Annotated in this window: 19 protein-coding genes; 13 read left to right on the forward strand and 6 right to left on the reverse strand. The window is 71.0% G+C overall.

All coding sequences use genetic code 11. The annotated features are described in order from the left end of the window. The first annotated feature begins 303 nt into the window (after positions 1-303). The 8 genes from AC5WS8_RS14350 (at position 304) to AC5WS8_RS14385 (ending at position 7,689) form a co-directional block, all read left to right on the forward strand. Positions 304-1,101: a metallophosphoesterase family protein gene (locus AC5WS8_RS14350; RefSeq protein WP_496103749.1), complete on the forward strand. Its 798-nt coding sequence runs from the start codon at positions 304-306 to the stop codon at positions 1,099-1,101. Positions 1,102-1,307: 206 nt separating this feature from the next. Then, complete coding sequence (locus AC5WS8_RS14355; RefSeq protein ID WP_496103750.1) at positions 1,308-1,751, forward strand: SRPBCC family protein; 444 nt, start codon at positions 1,308-1,310, stop codon at positions 1,749-1,751. A 141-nt stretch (positions 1,752-1,892) separates the two neighbouring features. Continuing rightward, positions 1,893-3,062: an ArsA family ATPase gene (locus tag AC5WS8_RS14360; RefSeq protein ID WP_496103751.1), complete on the forward strand. Its 1,170-nt coding sequence runs from the start codon at positions 1,893-1,895 to the stop codon at positions 3,060-3,062. A gap of 90 nt (positions 3,063-3,152) precedes the next feature. Then, the gene (locus tag AC5WS8_RS14365; protein WP_496103752.1) at positions 3,153-3,638 is read left to right on the forward strand and encodes a DUF5304 domain-containing protein; all 486 of its coding nucleotides are present in this window, start codon (positions 3,153-3,155) and stop codon (positions 3,636-3,638) included. 126 nt (positions 3,639-3,764) lie between these two features. Further along, a complete protein-coding gene (locus AC5WS8_RS14370) occupies positions 3,765-4,718 on the forward strand; it encodes an ROK family glucokinase (RefSeq protein WP_496103753.1) in 954 nt (317 codons plus the stop codon). A 280-nt stretch (positions 4,719-4,998) separates the two neighbouring features. Next, positions 4,999-5,778 carry an endonuclease/exonuclease/phosphatase family protein gene (locus AC5WS8_RS14375; protein ID WP_496103754.1) on the forward strand — a complete coding sequence of 260 codons (780 nt, stop codon included), beginning with the start codon at positions 4,999-5,001 and terminating at the stop codon, positions 5,776-5,778. A gap of 168 nt (positions 5,779-5,946) precedes the next feature. Further along, a complete protein-coding gene (locus AC5WS8_RS14380) occupies positions 5,947-6,321 on the forward strand; it encodes a hypothetical protein (protein ID WP_496103755.1) in 375 nt (124 codons plus the stop codon). Positions 6,322-6,405: 84 nt separating this feature from the next. Next, a complete protein-coding gene (locus AC5WS8_RS14385) occupies positions 6,406-7,689 on the forward strand; it encodes a hypothetical protein (RefSeq protein WP_496103756.1) in 1,284 nt (427 codons plus the stop codon). Positions 7,690-7,919: 230 nt separating this feature from the next. Here AC5WS8_RS14385 and AC5WS8_RS14390 read toward each other — a convergent pair whose 3' ends face one another. Beyond that, positions 7,920-8,087, reverse strand: a complete 168-nt coding sequence (locus AC5WS8_RS14390) for a pRL2-8 (protein WP_496103757.1) — start codon at positions 8,085-8,087, stop codon at positions 7,920-7,922. A gap of 1 nt (position 8,088) precedes the next feature. Further along, entirely contained in the window at positions 8,089-8,412 is a 324-nt protein-coding gene (locus AC5WS8_RS14395) for a hypothetical protein (RefSeq protein WP_496103917.1), read from the reverse strand. 423 nt (positions 8,413-8,835) lie between these two features. On the opposite strand from AC5WS8_RS14395, the gene AC5WS8_RS14400 reads away from it, so the two are divergent. Next, a complete protein-coding gene (locus AC5WS8_RS14400; RefSeq protein WP_496103758.1) occupies positions 8,836-9,420 on the forward strand; it encodes a YrhB domain-containing protein in 585 nt (194 codons plus the stop codon). Here AC5WS8_RS14400 and AC5WS8_RS14405 read toward each other — a convergent pair. From AC5WS8_RS14405 to AC5WS8_RS14415, 3 genes are all read right to left on the reverse strand, one after another. Next, the gene (locus tag AC5WS8_RS14405; RefSeq protein ID WP_496103759.1) at positions 9,402-9,851 is read right to left on the reverse strand and encodes a DUF3885 domain-containing protein; all 450 of its coding nucleotides are present in this window, start codon (positions 9,849-9,851) and stop codon (positions 9,402-9,404) included. The two genes, AC5WS8_RS14400 and AC5WS8_RS14405, sit on opposite strands and share 19 nt — an antisense overlap. Before the next feature lie 304 nt (positions 9,852-10,155). Then, a complete protein-coding gene (locus AC5WS8_RS14410; RefSeq protein ID WP_496103760.1) occupies positions 10,156-10,722 on the reverse strand; it encodes a hypothetical protein in 567 nt (188 codons plus the stop codon). Continuing rightward, positions 10,715-11,494, reverse strand: coding sequence for an alpha/beta hydrolase (locus AC5WS8_RS14415; protein ID WP_496103761.1), 780 nt, complete (start codon positions 11,492-11,494; stop codon positions 10,715-10,717). Before AC5WS8_RS14415 ends, AC5WS8_RS14410 begins: the two co-directional genes overlap by 8 nt. A 150-nt stretch (positions 11,495-11,644) precedes the next feature. Between AC5WS8_RS14415 and AC5WS8_RS14420 the strand changes: the two genes are divergently transcribed. The 4 genes from AC5WS8_RS14420 (at position 11,645) to AC5WS8_RS14435 (ending at position 15,616) form a co-directional block, all read left to right on the forward strand. Further along, the gene (locus AC5WS8_RS14420; protein ID WP_496103918.1) at positions 11,645-12,394 is read left to right on the forward strand and encodes a lysophospholipid acyltransferase family protein; all 750 of its coding nucleotides are present in this window, start codon (positions 11,645-11,647) and stop codon (positions 12,392-12,394) included. 38 nt (positions 12,395-12,432) lie between these two features. Beyond that, positions 12,433-13,677, forward strand: coding sequence for a MacS family sensor histidine kinase (gene macS, locus AC5WS8_RS14425; RefSeq protein WP_496103762.1), 1,245 nt, complete (start codon positions 12,433-12,435; stop codon positions 13,675-13,677). A 50-nt stretch (positions 13,678-13,727) separates the two neighbouring features. Further along, complete coding sequence (locus tag AC5WS8_RS14430) at positions 13,728-14,375, forward strand: response regulator (protein WP_496103919.1); 648 nt, start codon at positions 13,728-13,730, stop codon at positions 14,373-14,375. A gap of 212 nt (positions 14,376-14,587) precedes the next feature. Next, complete coding sequence (locus AC5WS8_RS14435) at positions 14,588-15,616, forward strand: 6-phosphofructokinase (protein WP_496103763.1); 1,029 nt, start codon at positions 14,588-14,590, stop codon at positions 15,614-15,616. Positions 15,617-15,675: 59 nt separating this feature from the next. On the opposite strand, the gene AC5WS8_RS14440 is transcribed toward AC5WS8_RS14435, so the two are convergent. Beyond that, positions 15,676-17,616 carry an anthranilate synthase family protein gene (locus tag AC5WS8_RS14440; protein WP_496103764.1) on the reverse strand — a complete coding sequence of 647 codons (1,941 nt, stop codon included), beginning with the start codon at positions 17,614-17,616 and terminating at the stop codon, positions 15,676-15,678. Between the last annotated feature and the right edge of the window lie 58 nt (positions 17,617-17,674).

Below are 17,674 nucleotides of genomic sequence, written 5' to 3' on the forward strand. Positions count from 1 at the left end.
TGCTGCTCCTCACAGGGCGCCGACGCCACGACTCTGTGTGCTGCGACGGTGCGGTCCAAGGCTCGGTCAGGTGCTCGGGACTCCTCCCGGATTCACTGGTTGAAACCCTGAGCACGACTGGACGGCCCGGACGTTACCCGTCGGTATGGCTTTTCCGACAGGGGGTCCGGTCGAGATGTTCCGTGCGTCACACGTGTGGGCGTTCCTCGACGCACAGTAGTCCACCCCTTGAATTACCGGCGAGTAACCTCAGGTCCCGTCGCCACTGTTCAGGTGTGCCCCACCGCCCTACGCTTGATCGTCATGGCACCCACACCCGGCGGCAACAGCAGGACACGCGTCCACGTGGTCAGCGACGTGCACGGCAACGTGCGTGACCTGGCCAGGGCCGGCGAGGGCGCGGACGCCCTCCTCTGTCTGGGCGACCTGATCCTGTTCATCGACTACGCCGACCGCTCCCGCGGGATCTTCGCCGACCTGTTCGGCACGGAGAACGCCGAACGGCTGGTGGAACTGCGCACGGCACGCCGCTACGAGGAGGCGCGTGCGTTCGGCGCCGAGCTGTGGGCCGGGGTGGGCATGGACCGAGCCGCCGCGATCGAGAAGGCGGTGCGCCGGCAGTACGCCGAGCTGTTCGCCGCGTTCCCCAGCCCCACGTACGCCACCTATGGCAATGTCGACATCCCGACCCTGTGGCCCGAGTACGCCGGCGAGGGCACCCGGGTGCTGGACGGCGAACGTGTGGAGATAGGCGGCCGGACCTTCGGCTTCGTCGGCGGCGGCCTGCGCAGCCCGATGCGGACCCCGTACGAGATCAGTGACGAGGAGTACGCGGCCAAGATAGAGGCGGTGGGGGAGGTGGACGTCCTGTGCACCCACATCCCGCCGGAGGTCCCGGAACTGGTCTACGACACGGTGGCGCGCCGCTTCGAGCGCGGCAGCCGGGCCCTGCTCGACGCCATCCGCCGTACCCGGCCGCGGTACTCCCTGTTCGGCCACGTCCACCAGCCGCTGGCGCGCCGGATGCGGATCGGGACGACGGAGTGCGTGAACGTGGGGCACTTCGCGGGGAGCGGGAAGCCCTGGGTGCTGGAGTGGTGAGCGGGCCACCGGCCCGGCGCGGCGGGCGGTGGGCCGGCCCCGTCGGCCGAGCGCAGGCAGGCGGTGGCCGGCCCCGTCGGCCGAAGCGCAGGCGGGTGGTGGCGGCGCCGCGTGTGCGCGGTAGCCTTCACGCTGCACACACGTGCGCACATGCGCACGGGCGCACCACCCTCCCTCACCGGACCGCATCTGGAGGAGCCACGGCGATGGCGGAACACACCAGCTCGAGCATCACGATCGAGGCGGCTCCGGCCGACGTCATGCGGGTGATCGCCGACTTCGCGCGCTACCCGGACTGGACGGGCGAGGTGAAGGAGGCGGAGGTCCTCTCCACCGACGGCCAGGGCCGCGCCGAGCAGGTGCGCCTCGTCATGGACGCCGGCGCCATCAAGGACGACCAGACCCTCGCGTACACCTGGTCGGGTGACCACGAGGTCTCCTGGACCCTCGTCAAGTCGCAGATGCTGCGCTCCCTGGACGGCTCGTACCTGCTCAAGCCGGCCGGAGCGGGCGCCACCGAGGTGACCTACCGGCTGACCGTCGACGTCAAGATCCCGATGCTCGGCATGATCAAGCGCAAGGCGGAGAAGGTCATCATCGACCGGGCGCTGGCCGGGCTGAAGACGCGGGTGGAGTCGGGCGAGAAGTAGCCAGTGGGGCCGGGGGAGGAAGCGACGGCCCCCGAACCGCCGCCGAGGTGACGTCCGGGGAGCCGGGGGAGAGGCGAGGGGCGCGGCGCGCGCCCGTTGCTGTCGCGCCGCAGTGGTGCCTCTCCGTTACCGTTCACGATCATGCGCACCATCCTGATCACCGGTCCCGGCGGCTCCGGCCGGACCACCGTCGCCGCGGCCACCGCGCTGCGCGCCGCCCGGGAGGGCGCCCGCACCCTCGTGCTCAGCGCCGACCGCACCGACACCCTCGGTGCCGTACTCGGCGTCCCCACCGGCGCCCGCCCCGTCGAGGCCGCGCCCGGCCTCACCGTCTGGCGCCCGGACGCGGCCGCCCGCTTCCGCGACGACCTCGTGGCCTTCCAGGACCGCGCGGCCACCGCCCTCGACCTCCTCGGCGCCGCCCCGCTGGACGCGGAGGAGGTCACCCCCCTGCCCGGCGCCGAGGAACTCGCCCTGCTGCGCGCCCTGCGCGACGCCGCCCTGTCCGAGTCCTACGACCTCCTCGTCGTCGACCTTCCTCCCGTGCCGCAGGCGCTCGTCCTCCTCGCCCTCCCCGAGGAACTCCGCCGCTATCTGCGCCGGCTGCTCCCCCCCGAACGGCAGGCCGCCCGCGCCCTGCGTCCCGTCCTCGGCCGGCTCGCGGGCGTGCCGATGCCCGCCGAGTGGCTGTACGAGACCACCGCTCGCTGGGACATCGAACTGGCCGCCGTCGAAGCCGTCCTCGCCGACCGGGCCACCAGTGTGTGGCTGGTCGCCGAACCGGGCCCGGCCGCCGCGGACGCGGTCCGTACCGCCGTCACCGGCCTCGCCCTGCGCACCCTGCGGCCCGAGGCCCTGGTCGCCAACCGCATCCTGCCGGACGGCGGTCACGACGCCTGGTTCGAGCATCTCGCCGCCCAGCAGCGCAAGACCCTTCAGGAGTGGCAGGGCGCGTACACCGTGCACTGCGTCCCGCACCTCGGCCGCGACCCGCGCGGCGCCGACGACCTCGCCGCTCTCGCCGTCCCGGACGTCAACCCGGCGCCCTCCCCGGTCGAGTGGCCCGTGACCGACCGGCTCGCCGAGGACGGGGTGCTCGTGTGGCACATTCCGCTGCCCGGAGCGATACGCGAGGAACTGGACCTCTTCCGGCGAGGCGACGAGATCGTGGTGACCGCGGGGCCGTTCCGCCGCATCGTTCCCCTCCCGTCGGCGCTGCGCCGCTGCACCGTGGCCGGGGCGGCGCTGCGCGGAGGCGAGCTGCGCATCCGTTTCGCCCCGGACCCGCAGCTGTGGCCGCGCCCCTCGTGAGTCCGGTGTGAGCCCCGGGGCCTCACGCGATGAAGCACGCACCTCAGTTCGGGTAACGTCGGGAGTACGAACCGCAGTCAGGAGTCCGCCATGAGCGAAGAGCGCCCCTATTCCGACGCCGCTCAGGAAGAGGCCGAGGACGTGCGGGTGACCGACGCCGACGCCTGGGCGACAGCATGCGCCGAGGACCTCGCCGCGGAGAGGACCCGCCGTCGGGCCCAGTACGGCCCGCCGCCCGGCTCGGCCGCCGAGGAGCTGAAGAAACTGGTCGACGCCGTCGCGGACAAGCTGTCCGGCCTGCAGGCGCCGCTGCTCGGTGCGGCGGCCTCGGGCACGGCCCAGCAGGTGGTCCGCCAGGTCGTGCAGCAGGCCAAGGCGGCGGTGGAGCCGGTCATCGAGCGCAACCCGGAGGTCTTCGACCACCTCGCCGCGGCCGGCTCGGAGCTGCTCGCGGCCTACCGATCCGCCGTCGAGGCCCAGGAGCGGCGCTGGACCCACCGCACGTCCGGCGACATGGACCCCCGCCGACAGGGGGACGGGGACGAAGGCCCCGGGGAGCACATCGACCTCGACTAGCCGGGCGGCCCGACAGCCCGGCAGGGCGAGGCCGGGGTCTCGGGGGCCGGAGGGAGCCGTCCCCCACCCTCGCGGCCCCTCGGGTACGGTTGGCCGTAGCGGGGCTCGACCGAAACTGAGGGATTCATGGGACTCACCATCGGCGTCGACATCGGCGGCACCAAGATCGCGGCCGGTGTGGTCGACGAGGAAGGCAACATTCTCTCGACCCACAAGGTGCCGACTCCGGGCACGCCCGAGGCCATCGTGGACGCCATTGCCGCTGCCGTCGAGGGCGCCCGTGCCGGTCACGACATCGTCGGCGTGGGGATCGGGGCCGCCGGATACGTCAATCGTCAGCGCTCGACGGTCTACTTCGCGCCGAACATCGACTGGCGCCAGGAGCCGCTGAAGGACAAGGTCGAGGCCCGTGTGGGCCTCCCGGTGGTCGTCGAGAACGACGCGAACGCGGCCGCGTGGGGCGAGTACAAGTTCGGCGCGGGCAAGGGCCACCGCAACGTCATCTGCATCACCCTCGGCACCGGCCTCGGCGGCGGCATCATCATCGGCAACAAGCTGCGCCGGGGGCACTTCGGCGTGGCCGCCGAGTTCGGACACATCCGCATGGTCCCGGACGGGCTGTTGTGCGGCTGCGGGTCGCAGGGCTGCTGGGAGCAGTACGCGTCGGGCCGCGCGCTGGTCCGTTACGCCAAGCAGCGTGCGAACGCGACGCCGGAGAACGCCGAGCTGCTGCTGTCACTGGGCGACGGCACCCCCGACGGCATCGAGGGCAAGCACATCTCGATGGCCGCGCGCCAGGGCGACCCGGTGGCGGTGGACTCCTATCGGGAGCTGGCCCGCTGGGCCGGCGCGGGTCTCGCCGACCTGGCGTCGCTCTTCGACCCCTCGGCGTTCATCGTCGGCGGCGGCCTCTCCGACGAGGGCGAACTGGTCCTGGACCCGATCCGCAAGTCCTACAAGCGCTGGCTGGTGGGCGGCAACTGGCGCCCGGTCGCCGACGTGATCGCGGCCCAGCTGGGCAACAAGGCCGGCCTGGTGGGCGCGGCGGACCTGGCCCGGGAGCCCGACCCGATCATGTGAGACCCGTTCCACGCACGGCAGCGCCCGCTGCGCCCACAGGGGCCCGGCGGGCGCCGCCGTTCCGGCGGGAGCCGGTGGCTTCGCCGGGTCCGGGGTGGAGCCCCGTGTCGGTGTGTGGGGTGGGGTGGGGTGGAGTGGGGCAGGGCTTGGGTCGAGTGTCGTTCGTGGTTCCGGTGGCGGCTGGTGGCTTCGTCGGGGTCGCCCGTGACGGGACGGGTAGGGGCGGCGGGGGCGGGAAACCCCGGCGGGACCCCGCCACCGACGGCGTATCTTGATCCGCATGGCGACCTCCGACCCGCTGCTGCCCGACTCCGGAACCGAAACCGACGGTTCCGCCGTCCTCCGGGTGCTCAGCTACAACATCCGGTCGATGCGCGACGACACCGAAGCGCTCGCGCGCGTCATCCGCGCCTGCGCCCCCGACCTCGTGCTCGTCCAGGAGGCCCCCCGTTTCTTCCGCTGGCGCAAGAAGCTCGCCCGCCTCGCCGCGGCCTCCGGCCTCGTGGTTCTCTCGGGCGGTGCCACCGCCGCGGGGCCGGCCCTGCTCTGCTCGCTGCGAGCCACCGTCGAGCGCACCGAGGACATCCTGCTGCCCCTCACCCCCGGCCTGCACCGCCGCGGCTTCGCGACCGCGGTCGTGCGGTTCGGCGGCGCCCGGCTCGGCGTCATCGGCTGCCATCTGAGCCTGCAGGACGACGAACGCCAGGAACAGGGCGGCTTGCTCCTCGACCGGCTCGCCGGGATGGGCGTCGAGCACGCGATCGCTGGCGGCGACCTGAACGAGACCCCGGACGGGCCCACCTTCAAGCGCCTCGCCACCGACCTTCAGGACGCCTGGGCCACCGAGCCCTGGGGCGGCGAGCACACCTGGACCCGCTCCGGCCCCCCACGCCGTATCGACGCCGTCTTCGCCACGCGCGGTATCGAGGTCCTCGGCTGCGGGGTCCCCCTCGGCCACCCGGGTGTGACGGAGCGGGACCTCACCGCGGCCACGGACCACCTTCCGGTGCTGGCCGCCCTGCGGGTCCCCGCGGCTCCGACGGCGCCGGACATCGCCTAGGGGTCGCCTAGTACTCCAGTCTGGTTTCGCGATCTTGTGGCCGTACCCGGTCGGAAACGGGTACGGCCACCGCGTGATCATCGGTTGGTGTGTGGACAAACGAAGATCGTGCGGTGGCCGCGGGCCATAGGGTCACGACCAGTGGAAATTCCTGAGCCGCTAGGGTCATTGCTCCTGGAACTCGCCGAAAGCCGCCAGGCTTTCGCCGTCCTGGGACAGAACGAGCAAGGTCCGTGGCTCTTCCCGGGCGGTCGCGCCGGACAGGCCATGACCGCAAGCCACCTGACAGTACGGCTCAACAGGGTCGGCATCCGCGCTCGTGCCAGCCGCAACACAGCACTGCTGGATCTTGCAGCTCAGATCCCGGCGTCGGTGTTGAGCGACGTACTGGGCATATCTATCACCTGTGCGGTGGCCTGGTCCCACGACGCTGGCAACACAAGGCTCGGCTATGCAGCGGACTTCGCACGTCGGGAATTCCGCAAGTCCGAACAGCCGCAGTTGCCAGTACGCCCAGGAAAAGTGATGTCACATCCATCATGACAGGTCAGAGCTCGTTTTCGTAGGAGGAACGGCACAGGTGAGGAGCCTTGTTCGGCCCTCTCTGGGGCACCCAGAATCTCCGTCATGAATCACTCGGGGAAAGTCGATCAGGACGACATCGTGCGAGCGCGGAATATGCTGCTCGCATCGGGTCGCCGCACGCCGCGCGAGGAAGTCGACGCCTACCGGGTGCTCGCCCAGGTCAGCCCCGCCTCGTACCTGCCGCTCTTGGCCAGGGCGCTGCAACGTCTGAGTTACGACACCAGCTCCGGCAAGAAGCACGCGGCCTGCCTCGCGCTGTGCGAGGAGGCGGTGGCCGTGGCGCGGTCCATCGATCCGGCCGAACCTGCCCGTGCGGATGTTCTGTACGGGGCCCTCGACACGTGTCAGAGAGAGCTGTACGCCGTGGGCCGACGCACCGAAGGACTCGCCATGCGCGCCGAGATGCTCGCCATCAGCCGTGCGCAGGCCGAACTGTCGGGAAAGCCCGTGGTCCAAGGGCTGCGCGAGTGGGCTGCCGGAATTTCTGAGGAAGGCCGGTATGCCGAGGCTGCCGATGCCATGACGGAGCTGGTCGCAGCGATCCTGCCCGACGGGCCCAGCAGTGGGGGTCTCGCCTGGTCACTGCTGGAGTGGATCGCCGCTCTCCACGACGCCGGCCGGTCCAGCGAAGCACTCGCCGCGTTCGAGACACTCGTCAGCATGGAAGCGGCCGAAGCCGCGAACGACCGCGGCCCGATGGCCTGCCATCTCTACTCGCTCATCGGGTACGCACAGATGCTCGACACTCACGACCGAGACGAGCAGGCAGCCCTCGTGCGGCAAGAGGCACTCGCCTTGCTGACGGAGTTGGCCGATACCGGTGAGCGGAAGTCCTGGAGTGGCTATCAAGCGTCGTTCTGGGCGGTGCTGCTGACCTTCTCCAGCGCCGAAAGCGATCGGCCTGCCGCCGATGGACCGCGTCCGCCTTCGGGGATGGCGCCCATGCAATGGTCGCCCGATGCCAAGCAGCGCTACTTCGACAGCCGCCATGCCCTCCGGGAGGAAGTGGATGCCCTCGCTTCGCGAGCCACCCAGGATCCGGACCAGCATCTGGCCGAACTGGTCCGCCTCCACCGGCTTCTCGCCATCCGCTCCGCCGTCTACTGGGAGAACCGCACCCATCTGTTCGCGGAGCGAGTGCGCTACCTGTTCGACGACGGAGTGGGCCTGGCCCGTCAGCTGTCTCAGCACGACCCGGCAGAGGGAACGCGAACACTGGCCAGGATCCTGATCGACCGATCGACCTTCCACACCGCCGCCTGCGAGTTCAGGCCCGCCCTCGACGACTTCCGCCAAGCCCTGAGCTACCTGGGGGAAGCCAACTAACCCGAGCGGGTCGACGTCCACCCCAGGAGTCGTACACAAGCAGCTCGCGCCAGACCGAGGAAGGTCGACCATTCCGCAACTCCCAATAGCCCGGGTGACCAGTATCGGGCATCTCCGGGTAGATCAGCTCGGTCATGCGGATTCTCCGTGGGAGTGAGGCGTGCCGGGCAGCTTGGATGGGCGCTGCCCGGCGTGATGGGTGAGCAGGGCGGCGGCTTCGCGCAGCGCCGTCAGCGGACGATCATGTGGGCGGGGTGGCCGTTCTTCATGTGGTCCACGCACTGCGGGCAGTCCTCGCGCGGACCGAGCCCGGCGTGCGCCTCACGGCTGGCGTAGGCGTGGTACCAGCACTGCGTGCACTGCCCCCGGGGCGGGTTCATCGCCTTGGTGTTCGCCATCTCAGCTGGCTCCTTGTGGGTGAAGGGCGCGGGCAGCCCAGATGAGCCGCTGCCCGGCGTTGTCGGTGATCAGGGCGGCGGCCTCGTACAGCGGACAGGAGGCGTCACCGTCACGGTCGGGCTCGATCTGCTCGGCTCGTTTCGCGGCGGCGGTGAGCAGCTGCGCGACACAGGCCATGAACCCGCCGGGCGGGTCGGTGTCCTCGATGAGCTCGCGCAGGCTCGCGGCGAGTTCCTCCTGGTCGATGTCGTCGGCGCTGAGGTCGTCCTCGATCTGCTGGAGGGCCAGCGAGGCGATGCCGGCCGCGGCGCGGACGCGCTCCAGTCGCGTGCGGGTCTGGACGTCACCGAGTGGTCGCCTTGGTGGTGGCGATCTTCTCCGAGTGCTCGCCGGGGCCGGTGACGTCTCACGTAGCTGCCGCCGACCGTGATGAACCGGACCAGCAGATTCTTCGGGCGGTCGGGCTCGGTGAAGGCGGCGAGAGGGGCGGTGCTCATGGGTGGTGGTCCTCTCGGATCAGGCGGCCAGCAGGTGCTTGGCCGGGGGAGCGATGTAGGAGGCGGGGTCGGCGGGCGTGCCGTCGAAGCACTCCAGGCAGGACCCCAAGGTCTTGAGCGGTACTGGCGCAGAGCACTTGTTCCGCAGCTGCCGTATTCCTGGGCGAGAAGGTTCGTTGGCCCCTTCTGCGTGGCCCTGAGCCGTGGGAATTCGCTGGTCGAAACCGGGCCCGTACGGGATGCTGCACGCGTGATCGAGCGAGAAGCCGCCGTTCGGGCTGTCGAAGGACAGCTGGAGCGCGACTATCAGCAATGGCGGGCTGTGAGCACGGACGCGGTGAGGTTGGCTGTGGTCCGTGTCGAGGAGCACGAGCTGGTGTGGATCGTCTCCTGGCAGTCCGAGGAGTTCGCACGCACTCGGAACTCGAAGTACATGCTGGTCGGCAATGGGCCGTACCTGGTCGACCGCGTCGACGGGGGACTACACCAGATCGGCGTCGTCTCCGCGAAAACCGGGGAGTGGGAGAACGACTACCGGGCCCGAATACGTGGGCTGCCGGTCCACACTGCAGTAGACGACCTGCACGATGCGCTCTGCGGAGTCGCCGCTACACACGGACGCATGCACGCTGTGCGGACACTGCGCCAGAGGCTGCCGATGCTCTCGCCTGCGGAGGCCATCGAGTACGTGAGCGCCCTGCTGGACGGTGATGCGCCCGCGCGCCTCGTGGCCGTCGCCGCCAAGGAACTCGTGGAGCCTCTCAACCCGGTACTTGCGGTGAGGACCATTTCGAGTGGAGCAGTGATCCGAACCGGTCAGAGACCCGACGGATGACGGGAAAGCCAGTCGGCATGCCGATCGCGCGCCCGGTCCCGTTCCTCGGACGTGGCGAGGAAGACGTCGGCGCCACCGTCGTAGGGGTGATGGATGCGCTGCATCCGGGTGTCGGTGATGAGAACGCCCGCCACCTTGTCGTCGGAGATGTCTCGGAGCGACTCGTCGATGCAGCCTCGCCGCCAGGGCCGGCGGGCGGCGAAGAGGTGGCAGTACGTGCGGAACTCAGGGTCAGGATCGTCCTCCACCAGCAAGCTCTGCCAATAGCCCGTGACGGGTTGCGATGACGGAACCTCGGCTTCGGTCGTCCAGAGCGGAGTGATCACGTACACGTCCGCACCAGCGAACAACTCATCGAGGACGGTGTTGTAGCGCTCCAGGATGACGGTGTGCTCGCTCTCGTCGTCCGCGTACCGCTTCGACTCTGGCAAGCTGTGAAAACGTACCCAAACGTCCCGATACGGGTCACGGAGCTTGTACCCAACCGGAGGGCAACGAGGCCAACGCTGCTGCCACAGCTCCGTCAAATCCGCCTGCCCGTCTCCAGACACCCGCCGCACTCGCCCCTCTCGCGTATGGACTTACCGACGACCATGATGCCGGGGCTCACCCCCGAGGGAAACCGACTTCTCAGCTGTCACTTCGCGGGCTGCTGAGGCGGCCCGGTCCAGTCGCGCTTGACGAATTTCGTCCAGTCCGTCGCGCTGGTGCCGGTGAGGGCGGCGGCCTAGGGGATCAGACCACCGCGCCGCGACCCGGGTCGTCGTCCCCCTCGTCGCTCGGCTTCATGCGGGCGACGAGGGTGACGAAGCCGCCCAGGAAGCCGCCGACGCCGAGCGTGGCGAGCCACCAGGTCATGGGCCAGCCGAGTACCACGGCCAGCAGAAGCAGCACCGGGCCGCCGATCACCGAGAGCCACGCGAACTTCGCCGTCGTGTCCGCCGCGGGCAGAGGCGGCGGCTCCGGCGGCACGAAGTGGCCCTCGTCGTCCTCGTCGAAGTCGTCCTCGGCCGACTCCGGGGCCACGTAGTCCCGGGGGCCGACCCCGGGGGCGAAGGACACCGAGCTGCCCAGCGGCTTCGCCGGTTCGTCCTTCGTCCCGTCGTCCTTGAGCGTGACGCCGTTCGGTTCCCAGCCGGGCAGCGCCAGGTCCTCGACCGGCTTGAACGGCTTCGTGCCCGGCGGGTCCGGCGGCTCCGCACCGTACCCCGCGACGATCGCCGCCCACGCGGCCTCCTCGTCGAAGGGCACACCCTTCTCGTCCGGCTCGCGGTCCTCGCGGTCGGAGTCGTGCTCAGCCACCTGCGGCCGTCCCTTCCTTGCCGACACTGGGCGCGAGCCGGCCGATGAACGCGTGGCTCTCCTCGAAGATCCGGTCCGCATCGTGGTCCAACGTCGCCACGTGGTAGCTCTGTTCCAGCAGGATCTCCCTCACGTCGGTGGAGGAGACCCGGCTCAGGATCCGGGCCGAGTCGGCCGGCGGCACCACGTGGTCCTGCGGGCTGTGCATCAGCAGCAGCGGCTGGGTGACCTGCGGCAGCTCGCCGTCGACGATCCGGAAGAAGTTGCGCAGAGAGTGCGCCGCGTGCAGCGGCACCCGGTCGTACCCCAGTTCCACGCTGCCCGGTCTGGCGATGTCGCTGGCGATCCCCTTCGTCGTCCGCACCAGGTGGCGGGCGACCGGTAGGGCGTAGGCGGACAGGCCGTGCACCTTGTTCGCCGGGTTGACCACGACGACGCCGCGGATGGCGTCCCCGTGCCTGGCGGCCAGCCTCAGGGCCAGGGCGCCTCCCATGGACAGGCCGGCCACGAACACCCGCGCGCAGCTTCGGCGCAGGGCGCGCAGCTCGCGGTCCACCTCCCCGTACCAGTCCTGCCAGCCGGTGAGCTGCATGTCCTCCCAGCGCGTGCCGTGCCCGGGCAGCAGCGGCAGCGAGACGGTGAGGCCACGCTCGGCGAGATGCTCCGCCCAGGGGCGCAGCGACTGCGGGGAACCGGTGAAGCCGTGGCAGAGGAGGACGCCGACCTCCCCGCCCTCGTGGCGGTACGGCTCGGCTCCGGGGAGGACCGGCACGTCGGTCTCCTGTTCATGAAAAGGGGCGGGGCACGTCGATTGCAGGTACTTCACCGTACGCGACGGCACTGACACCGACCAGGGTCGTCGGATCCTTTGTCGGCGGGGCGCGTTAAGGTCTGATCTACAGACACAGGAGGCACTCGGTTGTTGTACGGCGCGATGAAGGTATCCATCGGGGGGCCGCTGAAGCTCGCCTTCAGGCCATGGGTGGAAGGCCTCGAGAACGTCCCCGCCGAGGGCCCCGCGATCCTGGCGAGCAATCACCTCTCCTTCTCGGACTCGTTCTTCCTGCCCGCCGTGCTCGACCGCAAGGTGACCTTCATCGCGAAGGCCGAGTACTTCACCACGCCCGGCGTGAAGGGCAGGCTCACCGCGGCCTTCTTCAAGGGCGTCGGCCAGCTTCCCGTCGACCGCTCCGGAGCGCGCGGCGCGGGCGAGGCCGCCATCAGGAGCGGCATCGAGGTGCTGGAGCGCGGCGAGCTGTTCGGTATCTACCCGGAGGGCACCCGTTCGCCCGACGGCCGCCTCTACCGGGGCAAGCCCGGCGGCCTCGCGCGGGTGGCGCTCGCCACCGGGGCGCCCGTCATCCCGGTCGCCATGATCGACACCGAGAAGATCCAGCCGCCGGGGAAGATCGTCCCCAAGCTGATGCGGCCGGGGATCCGGATCGGCAGGCCGCTGGACTTCAGCCGCTACCAGGGCATGGAGCACGACCGGTTCGTGCTGCGCGCGGTGACCGACGAGGTCATGTACGAGATCATGAAGCTCTCCGGCCAGGAGTACGTCGACATCTACGCGACCGCTGCCAAGCGGCAGATCGCGGAGGCGGCCAAGGCGGAGAAGCAGGCGCAGAAGGAAGCGCAGAGGGAAGCACAGACGGAGACGACGGGCTCGTAGAGCACGGTCCGCGGGACTCGGCCGGGGGGATGGGGGACGTGGCTCAGCGCGAGCGTGTCATCAGGATGTCCGTCGAGCAGCCGCTGTGGCGTGCCCTGGCCGGATACCGGGTCCTGACGATGCTGTACGCGATCGGGTTCTTCGCGACCGCCTACGACACGTTCACCCGGCCCTGGCCGGCGGTCGCGTACTACCTCGTACTGAGCGTGTGGACGCTGGCCACACTTCCCCGGGTCGCGAACGCGGCGAGCTGTGCCGGGTGGTTCCTGGCCGTCGACCTCACCATCGCGCTCACCGGCATCCTGCTCACACCCGTCGCCGACTCGCACGAGCGGATCGCCTCGGGCGGCCCGACCCTGCCGTCCATATGGACCGCCGGGTCGGTCCTGGCGTACGCGCTCAAGGGCGGCTGGCGCTGGGCGGCCTTCGCCTCCACCCCGGTCGCCGTGGCGAACCTGATCGAACGCGGCTCCCCGGCCCGGGACACGGTGCACAACGTCGTCCTCGTCTGGGTCGCCTCCATCGCGATCGGCTACGTCGTCGAGGTCGCCCGCGCCTCCGAGCGCACCCTCGCCCGCGCGCTGGAGATCGAGGCCGCCACCCGGGAGCGGGAGCGGCTGGCCCGGGACATCCACGACGGCGTGCTCCAGGTGCTCGCCATGGTGCAGCGGCGCGGCACCGCGCTCGGCGGTGAGGCCGCCGAACTGGGCCGGCTGGCCGGGGAGCAGGAGGTGGCGCTGCGCACCCTGGTCTCCGGGGGACTGGTGCCGCCGTCACGGGTGTCTCAGGACGCGGCGCTCGGCGCGGCCGTGCGCGCGGTCGACGAACCGGACGCCGAGGCGGGCCCGGTCGACCTGCGCACCCTGCTCGCGCCGTACGCGGGCTCCCGGGTGACGCTGTCCGAACCGGCCTGCCCGGTGCCACTCGCCCCGGCGGTCGCACGGGAACTGGCCGCCGCTGTCGGCGCCGTCCTGGACAATGTCCACCGGCACGCGGGGGAGGGGGCCCGCGCCTGGATCCTGGTCGAGGACGAGCCGGACGGGATCGTGGTGACCGTGCGGGACGACGGCCCCGGCATCCCGGAGGGACGTCTGGCCCGGGCCGAGGAGGAGGGACGCCTCGGTGTGGCCCAGTCGATCCGCGGCCGTCTGCGCGACATCGGCGGCACGGCCGAGTGGATCTCGGTCCCGGGCCAGGGCACGGAAGTGGAACTGAAGCTACCGAAGGCCGTGAGGGACGGGCGGGACCCCAGGGGCGCACGGGGGAAGGCGGAGCAGCGGTGACGGAGGACAGCACGGCGACGGACGGGCGCGTGCAGGCCCCGGTCAGGGTCATGGTGGTCGACGATCACCCCATGTGGCGGGATGCCGTCGCACGTGACCTCGCCGAGTCGGGGTTCGACGTCGTGGCCACCGCCGGGGACGGTGAGCAGGCCGTGCGCCGGGCCCAGGCGGTCTCACCCGACGTGCTCGTCCTGGACATCAACCTGCCCGCCAAGCCCGGCGTCCAGGTCTGCAGGGAACTCGTCGGCGCCAACCCGGCGCTGCGCGTCCTGGTGCTGTCGGCCAGCGGCGAGCACACGGACGTGCTGGAGGCCGTCAAGTCGGGCGCGACCGGCTACCTTCTGAAGTCGGCGTCCACCCGGGAGCTGATCGACGCGGTACGCCGTACGGCGGCCGGTGACCCGGTGTTCACCCCTGGCCTCGCGGGGCTGGTCCTCGGCGAGTACCGCCGCCTCGCCTCCGAACCGGCCCCCGCCGCCGGCGCCGGCGAGCCGAAGGCACCACGGCTGACCGACCGCGAGACCGAGGTGCTGCGTCTGGTCGCCAAGGGCCTGAGCTACAAGCAGATCGCCGAACGCCTGGTCATCTCGCACCGCACCGTGCAGAACCACGTCCAGAACACCCTGGGCAAACTGCAGCTGCACAACCGGGTGGAGCTGGTCCGGTACGCCATCGAGCGCGGACTGGACGCCGAGTAGAGCGGCCCCTCGGGTTTCCCGGCCCGGCCGGAGCGTGCGCACAGACCTCCCGACCACGTCAACTTCCGGAGTGGTAACCCGCTTTCGAGTGAATTGACAGAGATCAACTGGCGGACAATTCACCGGAATTGACCCTCCTACCCATGCCGAAGTGACCTGGGTCACTATTAGCGTGACCCGCATCAGGCCAATCGCGGCGAAGGGACATTTCCATGCGGGTCGGAGTACTGACCGGAGGCGGCGACTGCCCCGGACTCAACGCCGTCATCCGGGGCATCGTGCGCAAGGGCGTGCAGGAGTACGGCTACGACTTCGTCGGCTTCCGGGACGGCTGGCGGGGCCCCCTCGAAGGCGACACCGTCCGGCTCGACATCCCCGCCGTACGCGGCATCCTGCCCCGCGGCGGCACCATCCTCGGCTCCTCGCGCACCAACCCCCTCAAGCAGGAGAACGGCATCCGCCGCATCAAGGACAACCTCGCCAAGGAGGAGGTCGACGCGCTGGTCGCGATCGGCGGCGAGGACACCCTCGGGGTCGCGGCGCGCCTGTCCGACGAGTACGGCGTCCACGTCGTCGGCGTGCCGAAGACCATCGACAACGACCTGTCCGCCACGGACTACACCTTCGGCTTCGACACCGCGGTCAACATCGCGACCGAGGCGATCGACCGCCTGCACACCACGGCGGAGTCCCACATGCGCGTTCTCGTGGTGGAGGTGATGGGCCGTCACGCGGGCTGGATCGCCCTTCACTCGGGGCTGGCCGGCGGGGCCAACGCCATCCTCATCCCCGAGCAGCGCTTCGACGTCGACCAGGTGTGCGCGTGGGTGACGTCCCGGTTCAAGGCGTCGTACGCGCCGATCGTGGTGGTGGCCGAGGGGGCCATGCCGAAGGACGGGGACATGGTGCTGAAGGACGGGTCGCTGGACTCGTTCGGGCACGTCCGCCTCTCCGGCGTCGGCGAGTGGCTGGCGAAGGAGATCGAGAAGCGCACCGGCAAGGAGGCCCGGACCACCGTGCTCGGGCACGTGCAGCGCGGCGGCACCCCCAGTGCCTTCGACCGCTGGCTCGCCACCCGCTTCGGCCTGCACGCCATCGACTGCGTCCGCGACGGCGACCACGGGAAGATGGTCGCCCTGCGCGGCACCGACATCGTCCGCGTCCCCCTCTCCGAGGCCACCGCCAAGCTGAAGACGGTCGACCTGAAGCTGTACCAGGAGGTCGGCGTCTTCTTCGGCTGACGCCGCCCCCGAGGTGCCCGGCCGGGGCGGTCCCGCCCCGGCCACGCCCTCCCCGTCGCCTACACCGCCGGCCGCCGCTCGGCGAACGGGCTCGTGCCCGCGGCGGCCGGTCCGCCCAGCAGCTCGCGTACGACCCCGGCGCCGCCCACCGACAGCACCGACTCCGGGTGGAACTGCACGCCCGCGAACCCGGGCCCCCGCAGAGCGTGCACCTCGCCGGTCGCGCTGCGGCTGACCTCGACACCGTGCGCGGCCAGCTCGGCCGCCGCCTCGTCGTCGCAGCGCGCCACGAAGCTGTTGTAAAAGCCGACGGTCTCCCGCCGCCCGAACAGGTCGATCTCCGTCTGGGCGCCCTGGTACGGAACCTCCTTGCGGACGATCTCGAGCCCCAGCTCGGCCGCGATCAGCTCATGGCCCAGGCAGACACCCAGCACCCCGTGCCGGTGGCCCCGCACGACCTCGGCCGTCAGCGCCCGCAGGAACCGCATCTTCGGATCGGCCGGGTCCGAGGGGTCGCCGGGCCCCGGCCCGAGCACCACGGGACCCGAGTGCGCGACCACCGCCTCCCTGAGGCCCGGCTCGTCGTACCGCCGCACGGCCACCTGCAGACCGGTCGAGCGCAGGACGTGCGCGAGCATCGCGGTGAACGTGTCCTCGCCGTCCACGACGAACGCGTGACCGGTCAGCTCCGAGGCACGTTCCTGCATCCGCAGCCAAAACGGCGCGAGCCGTTCCCGCCGCCCGTCCAGCGCCGCCCGCACCCGCGGGTCCTCCGCCAGGCGCGGCCGTACGTGCTCCTCGCGCGGCCGCCCGGGCCGTACTCCGAGCGCCGCCAGCACCCCCGCGGCCTTGGCGTGGGTCTCCGCGACCTCGCCCGCCGGGTCGGAACCACGTACGAGCGTGGCGCCGACGGGGACCCGCAGTCGTCCGTCCGCGTCGATGTCGGCGGTGCGGATGAGGATGGGGGAGTCGAGGGTCTGCGCGCCCCCGGCGTCCCGGCCGAGCAGCGCCAACGCGCCCGCGTAGTAGCCCCTGCCGCCGACCTCGTGCCGCTCGATCACACGGCAGGCGTTCTGCACGGGGGACCCGGTGACGGTCGCCGCGAACATCGTCTCCTTCAGCACCTCGCGCACGTCCAGCGTGGACTTCCCGCGCAGCTCGTACTCGGTGTGCGCGAGGTGGGCCATCTCCTTCAGCCGCGGCCCGACGACGACCCCGCCCATGTCGCCGACCGTGCACATCATCTTCAGCTCCTCGTCGACCACCATCGACAGCTCCTCGGTCTCCTTGCCGTCGGCGAGGAAACGGAGCAGGTCCTCGGGGGTCGGGCCGCTGTCGGGATAGCGGTAGGTGCCGCTGATCGGGTTCATCACGACCGTGCCCGCCCGTCCACCACCACCGCCCTCGACCGGGAGCGCTTCGCCTTCGCCCCTTCCTCCGGACATCCGCACATGCACCTCGGGGCTGGCACCGACCAGCGTGCGGTCACCGGTGCAGACGACGAACGTCCAGTACGCGCCCCGCTCCCCGACCAGCAGCCGCCGGAACAACGCGAGTGCGTCGGCTCGGCCGAACCCGGGGATCCGGCCCTCGTACGTCCGCCGGATCACGAAGTTCGCGCCCTCGCCCCGGCCGATCTCCTCCTGAAGCACCCGCCCGACGATCCCGGCGTACTCCTCGTCGGCGACGTCGAACCCCCCGTCCTCCACCCGGACGTCGTGCTGCGGCAGCTGCGCCAGCGCCCGGTCCAGGGAGATCTCGTACGACTCCTCGGGCGTGAGCGCCAGCAGCGGTGTGCCGTCGTCGCGGACGTCGAAGCCGCGCTCGCGGAGCTGGCGGTACGGGACGAGGGCGAGGGCTTCGCCGGGCAGGTCGGCCAGGCGTTCACAGCGGCCGACCGGCCCGATCAGCACCTCCACGGTGTCGTGGTCGCGTCCCGGGGTACGGCGGCGCAGCAGGGCGAACGGCCGGGGGTCGGCCAGCAGGTCGGGCAGGTTCATGGGCGGTGTCCTTCTCGGTGAGGTGAGAGGGAACGGCCCGGTCGCGAAAACGCCGAAG

The sequence above is a fragment of the Streptomyces sp. PTL18 genome, assembly GCF_059510295.1.